Here is a 6,749-nt window from a genome sequence, read left to right on the forward strand (position 1 = left end):
CGGTAATATTTTAGAATTTGATAATGAAGGAATTATAATGGATTTCTTTAATTTATTTACACCTGATGGCGTGATGTTGGAATCTAATGTTATATACACCGTTATCGCCTTAATGTTTCTTTATACATTCGTAGGAATATGTGCTGGCTTTGGTGGTGGACTGACAACCATGCCGCTCATCACCCTAATGCTACCTGTAAAAATGGCAACACCACTTTCTGTTATTGTAGGAACAGCAACCGCCATTTATGCCACATGGTTATCTCGTAAAGAAACGGACTGGCGATCGGCTGCCGTTCTTATCGGCTTCTCTTTCCTTGGCATTCCGGTAGGTTTATATGCACTTTCCTATCTGCCTGACCACATTATGAAAATAGGATTGGGCGGTTTTCTTATTCTCTACTCATTCTACAGTATGTTTATTCCTCGCCTACCCATCTATGACAGACGTTGGATTGCGGCGCCGTTAGGGGCAGTTGCTGGTGCGTTAGGAGCGGCCTTTTCCACAAACGGACCACCCGTTGTGATGTATGGAATGCTACGTAACCTGGGCCCAGCCGCTTTTCGCGGTACGCTGAATGCGTTCTTTACGGCAAACAACATTGCAGTTGTCGGCGGTCTGGCAACCAGTGGAATATTAACAATATCAATATTTAAACTGGTTATTTTCTGTATTCCTACCATGATACTCGGTTCCTTAGTCGGGCAATATGTACATAAGCGCATTTCGGTAAAAGTCTTCCGTGTTTTAGTATTTTTGTTATTAATCGCTTCGGGTGCAATGTTAATAAAAGGTGCATTAGGTATTTCAGCTATTACTGCGCTTCTACCACCATTTGTGTTGTTGACAGTATTACAAATGCTTTTAGGTAAAAGAATCGCTGAGATTCGTAAAGTGGATGCTAGCAAATAATAAAAGCTTATGTTGTTCAGGCGCTACTTCAAGGGTAGCGCATAACTATTTAAGGCTAATGAATAATAGCAAATCATAAACGATCAGTATGCTCGCGTTCCTCAATTTCATGGAGAATATTTTATGAGCACGCAAAGTAAGCATTTATCCTCAGTCCTGATAGAAAAGAATATTGATGGCTTTACGCTGACATACCATCAGCGCCTGATTCTGCGCCATACCTCGCAAACCCCTTGTCTGTGGATCGGCGCAGGCGTTGCCGACATTGAGATGTTTCGCGGCAACTTCAGCATTAAAGACAAACTCAATGAGAAGATTGCCCTCACGGAGGCGACGGTCAGCGAATCACTTGATGGCTGGCGGGTACATTTCAGCCGCGGCGGCGCCATCGCGGCCAGCCTGCACATCTCCACCGATGAACAGGGCCGACTGAAGCTGGATCTGCAAAACGACGATCTCAGCCACAATCGCATCTGGTTACGTCTGGCCGCCAATCCGAAAGATCATATCTACGGCTGCGGCGAGCAATTTTCTTACTTTGATTTACGCGGTAAACCGTTCCCGCTGTGGACCAGTGAACAGGGCGTGGGCCGTAATAAAAATAGCTATGTCACCTGGCAGGCAGACTGCAAAGAAAACGCCGGCGGCGACTATTACTGGACTTTCTTCCCGCAACCGACCTTTGTCAGCACGCAAAAGTACTACTGCCACGTTGATAACAGCTGCTATATGAATTTCGACTTCAGCGCACCGGAGTATCACGAGCTGGCGCTGTGGGAAGACAAAACCACCCTGCGCTTTGAGTGCGCCGACACGTATATCGCCCTGCTGGAAAAACTGACCGCGCTGTTAGGCCGCCAGCCGGCGCTGCCGGACTGGATTTACGACGGCGTCACGCTGGGTATTCAGGGCGGCACCGAGGTTTGCCAGAACAAACTGGACACCATGCGTAATGCGGGCGTGAAGGTGAATGGCATCTGGGCGCAGGACTGGTCCGGGATCCGTATGACCTCGTTTGGCAAACGCGTGATGTGGAACTGGAAGTGGAACAGCGACAACTATCCACAGCTGGATAGCCGCATTAAACAGTGGAAAGAAGAAGGCGTACAGTTCCTCTCGTATATCAATCCGTACGTTGCCAGCGATAAAGACCTCTGCGCGGAAGCGGCGGCTCGCGGCTATCTGGCAAAAAACGCCGCTGGCGGTGACTATCTGGTTGAGTTCGGCGAGTTCTACGGCGGCGTGGTCGATCTGACCAACCCGGAAGCCTACGACTGGTTCAAAGACGTCATCAAAAAGAACATGATTGAGCTCGGCTGTGGCGGCTGGATGGCGGATTTTGGCGAATATCTGCCGACCGATACGTATCTGCACAACGGCGTCAGCGCCGAGATCATGCACAACGCCTGGCCTGCGCTGTGGGCGAAGTGTAACTACGAAGCGTTACAGGAAACCGGCAAGCTCGGCGAGATCCTGTTCTTTATGCGTGCGGGTTACACCGGCAGCCAGAAGTACTCCACCATGATGTGGGCAGGCGACCAAAACGTTGACTGGAGTCTCGACGATGGTCTGGCCTCGGTCGTGCCTGCCGCACTTTCGCTGGCAATGACCGGTCACGGCCTGCACCACAGCGATATCGGCGGTTATACCACCCTGTTTGAGATGAAGCGCACAAAAGAGCTGCTGCTGCGCTGGTGCGACTTCAGCGCCTTCACACCAATGATGCGCACCCACGAAGGCAACCGCCCGGGCGATAACTGGCAGTTCGATGGTGATGCAGAAACCATCGCCCATTTTGCCCGCATGACCACCGTGTTCACCACCCTGAAACCGTATCTCAAGCAGGCCGTCGCGCAAAACAGCGCCACCGGACTGCCGGTGATGCGCCCGCTGTTCCTGCATTATGAAGACGATGCCACCACCTACACCCTGAAATACCAGTATCTACTGGGTCAGGATCTACTGGTTGCGCCGGTTCACGAACAGGGTAAGCGCGACTGGACGCTGTATCTGCCAGAGGATAACTGGGTCAACGTCTGGACCGGGGAAACTTATCAGGGCGGAGAAATTACCGTGGGTGCGCCAATTGGCAAGCCTCCGGTGTTTTATCGCGCGAAGAGTGAGTGGGCATCACTGTTTGCAACTTTACGTAGTATCTAATCAGGCTCGCCCGTGGGGAAACTCACGGGCACATGGAGAATAATAATGAGTCAGACCTCTGCTGATCCGGCAATGCTACGCCTGCCACTTAAAGAAAAAATAGCTTATGGCATAGGCGATCTGGGTTCCAATATTCTGCTGGATATTGGCACACTCTATTTGTTGAAATTTTACACTGATGTCCTCGGTCTCCCGGGAACCTATGGTGGAATTATCTTCTTAATCGCTAAATTCTTTACCGCATTTACCGATATGGGCACTGGTATTGTGCTCGACTCGCGGCGAAAAATAGGACCGAAAGGTAAATTTCGCCCTTTCGTTCTGTATGGCTCATTCCCGGTAGCACTGCTGGCTACAGCCAACTTTATAGGGACACCGTTAGAAATTACGGGCAAAACGGTCGTCGCAACGCTGTTGTTTATGCTGTATGGATTGTGCTACAGCCTGATGAACTGCTCTTATGGCGCGATGGTGCCTGCCATAACCAAAAATCCAAATGAACGAGCCTCACTGGCCGCCTGGCGTCAGGGCGGATCCACCTTAGGCCTTCTCATTGGCACCGTTGCGTTTGTACCAGTAATGAATTTAATTGAAGGCAATCAACAACTGCAATATGGCGTAACCGCAGCTCTTTTCTCGTTATGCGGACTTCTATTTATGTGGCTTTGCTATGCGGGTGTTAAAGAACGTTATGTTGAGGTCAAACAGACTGATTCCGCGCAAAAAGCAGGAATATTGCAATCCTTCCGCGCAATCGCGGGTAATCGCCCACTGTTTATTCTGTGCGTTGCCAACCTCTGCACTCTTGCGGCATTTAATGTCAAACTGGCGATTCAAGTCTATTACACCCAGTACGTGCTGAACGATCCGATTATTTTGTCCTATATGGGCTTCTTCAGCATGGGTTGTATCTTCATCGGCGTCTTTTTGATGCCTGCCGCAGTTCGCCGCTTTGGTAAGAAAAAAGTCTATATCGGCGGACTGATAATTTGGGCCGTGGGCGATCTGCTGAACTACGGCTTCGGCGACACTTCGGTGAGTTTCGTGGCCTTCTCCTGCCTGGCATTCTTCGGCTCAGCATTCGTTAACAGCCTGAACTGGGCGCTGGTCTCAGATACAGTGGAATATGGCGAATGGCGTACTGGTGTTCGTTCCGAAGGGACAGTTTATACCGGGCTCACCTTCTTTCGCAAAATTTCCCAGGCACTCGCTGGATTTTTCCCTGGATGGATGCTTACACAAATTGGCTACGTTCCAAACGTGGTGCAATCGGCCAGCACCGTTGAAGGATTACGTCAGTTGATCTTCATATATCCTTGTGTGCTAGCGGTGCTCGCCATGATTACAATGGGCTGTTTTTACAACCTCAACGAGAAAATGTACTTCCGTATCGTTGAAGAAATAGAAGCGCGTAAACGTACTGCTTAACAATAATAATTAAAGACGCCCTTCGGGGCGTTGTAAGGAGTGGTTATGCCTGACCATGATCCGCTAACGCTAAAATTAAGCCTGAAAGAAAAACTCGCTTACGGCGCGGGTGATATTGGCTCCAATCTAATGCTAAGCATTGGCACATTGTATTTGCTCAAGTTTTACACAGATGAGCTAGGAATGCCTGCATATTATGGTGGGGTTATTTTCCTTATAGCAAAATTCTTTACTGCATTTACAGATATGCTAACCGGATTTCTTCTCGACTCTCAAAAAAGCATCGGTTCCAGGGGGAAATTCAGGCCTTTTATTCTGTATGCAGCGGTACCATCCGCGATTATTGCGACAGTTCAGTTTATTGCTACAACATTTAGCCTGCCGCTCAAGACTGCTATTGCAACTGGTCTATTTATGCTATTCGGTCTATTTTACAGTCTAATGAACTGTTCATATGGCGCCATGATTCCAGCAATAACAAAAAATCCAAATGAACGAGCACAATTGGCAGCTTTTCGACAGGGTGGGGCAACAATAGGTTTATTAATCTGTACGGTTGCTTTTATCCCTCTTCAATCTTTATTCTCTACAACTACCATTGGTTATAGTTGTGCAGCCTTAATTTTCTCTATCTTTGGTTTTGTTTTTATGATGTTATGTTATAAAGGAACCAAAGAACATTACATTGAGCCCCTCTCGCCGGGGCATAAAACAAGCATAATCAAATCATTTTGTGCAATTTTTCACAACCCACCACTATTAGTTCTATGCATTGCAAATTTGTGTACACTAGCAGCATTTAATATCAAGCTCGCCATTCAGGTTTATTATACCCAATATGTACTAAATGACATTAGCCTATTATCCTGGATGGGTTTTTTTAGTATGGGTTGCGTAATCATTGGTGTTTTGTTAGTCCCCTGGACCGTGAAATGCTTTGGCAAGAAACGCGTATATTTAGCAGGTATGGTTTTATGGGCCGCTGGCGATATTTTAAATTATTTTTGGGGTTATAACTCCTTTTATTTTGTGATTTTCTCTTGCTTAGCCTTCTTCGGAACCGCTTTTGTTAACAGCCTGAACTGGGCGCTGGTCCCGGATACGGTGGATTATGGGGAGTGGAAAACGGGGATCCGTGCTGAAGGTTCCGTCTATACGGGTTATACCTTTTCACGAAAAATTTCTGCTGCACTGGCGGGTTTCTTGCCGGGTATTATGCTGACGCAAATCGGCTATGTCCCCAACATAGTCCAGAGTGAGGCCACCTTGCTCGGTCTACGCCAACTAATTTTTCTCTGGCCATGCGGGCTTGCCATCATTGCAGCCTTCACCATGGGTTTATTTTATAAACTCAATGAAACTCGCTTTGCTTTTATTATCGAGGAAATCAGTCAACGGAAGAAAAGCAATTTCAAACCTGATACTGAGAGTCATAAAAAGAATACCTCTGTTGTAAACGTATAAAAATAATTGCCGCTTTCTCCATCTCTATGGATGGCGGCTTCCCTACGCTTATAAAATGGATTTATTATGAAAAAGTTGAATGCAATAATTCTTTTATCCTCTGTCGTCTCCACCTCTGTTTTTGCCGGTGCCTATGTGGAAAACCGCGAGGCATATAATCTGGCATCCGATCAGATGGAAGTCATGCTGCGCGTTGGCTATAATTCCGATATGGGTGCGGGTATCATGCTCACGAATACCTACACCATGCAACGCAAAGATGAGTTAAAGCATGGCTATAACGAAATAGAAGGCTGGTATCCATTATTCAAGCCGACAGATAAACTGACTATTCAACCCGGTGGACTGATTAACGATAAGAGTATTGGTTCTGGCGGCGCAGTATATCTGGATGTGAATTATAAATTTACGCCCTGGTTTAACCTTACGGTACGTAATCGATATAATCATAACAACTACAGCTCAACCGATTTAAACGGCGATCAGGATAACAACGATACCTATGAGATTGGCAACTATTGGAACTTCAGCATTACGGATAAGTTTTCTTATACGTTTGAACCACACTACTTTATGCGAGTAAATGATTTTAATAGTAGTAATGGTAAAGACCATCATTGGGAAATTACCAATACCTTTAAATATCGCATCAACGAGCACTGGCTGCCCTATCTTGAATTACGCTGGTTAGATCGTAATGTGGAACCCTACCACCGGGAACAGAATCAAATTCGTGTCGGGGCAAAGTATTTCTTCTAAATAGCTGCGCGGAATAGTAGATCAC

5 protein-coding genes are annotated in these 6,749 nt (G+C 47.0%); all 5 read left to right on the forward strand.

Annotation, left to right across the window (positions count from 1 at the left end; genetic code table 11):
• Window positions 1–37: 37 nt before the first annotated feature.
• The 5 genes from FDW98_RS21290 to ompL all read left to right on the forward strand — a co-directional run bounded on the left by FDW98_RS21290 (window position 38) and on the right by ompL (window position 6,724).
• Window positions 38–913 carry a sulfite exporter TauE/SafE family protein gene (locus tag FDW98_RS21290; protein WP_096758873.1) on the forward strand — a complete coding sequence of 292 codons (876 nt, stop codon included), beginning with the start codon at window positions 38–40 and terminating at the stop codon, window positions 911–913.
• A gap of 123 nt (window positions 914–1,036) precedes the next feature.
• Window positions 1,037–3,073, forward strand: a complete 2,037-nt coding sequence (locus tag FDW98_RS21295; protein ID WP_096758874.1) for an alpha-glucosidase — start codon at window positions 1,037–1,039, stop codon at window positions 3,071–3,073.
• A gap of 45 nt (window positions 3,074–3,118) precedes the next feature.
• On the forward strand, window positions 3,119–4,501 hold the full coding sequence (locus tag FDW98_RS21300; protein WP_096758875.1) for an MFS transporter: 1,383 nt from the start codon (window positions 3,119–3,121) through the stop codon (window positions 4,499–4,501).
• A 45-nt stretch (window positions 4,502–4,546) separates the two neighbouring features.
• Window positions 4,547–5,965 (forward strand): MFS transporter, encoded by a 1,419-nt coding sequence (locus FDW98_RS21305; protein WP_096758876.1) that lies wholly within the window; start codon window positions 4,547–4,549, stop codon window positions 5,963–5,965.
• A gap of 66 nt (window positions 5,966–6,031) precedes the next feature.
• Window positions 6,032–6,724, forward strand: coding sequence for a porin OmpL (gene ompL / locus FDW98_RS21310; RefSeq protein ID WP_096758877.1), 693 nt, complete (start codon window positions 6,032–6,034; stop codon window positions 6,722–6,724).
• The last annotated feature ends 25 nt before the right edge of the window (window positions 6,725–6,749 follow it).

The sequence above is a fragment of the Citrobacter sp. wls711 genome (genome assembly GCF_005281055.1).
GTDB classification, from domain to species: domain Bacteria; phylum Pseudomonadota; class Gammaproteobacteria; order Enterobacterales; family Enterobacteriaceae; genus Citrobacter; species Citrobacter gillenii.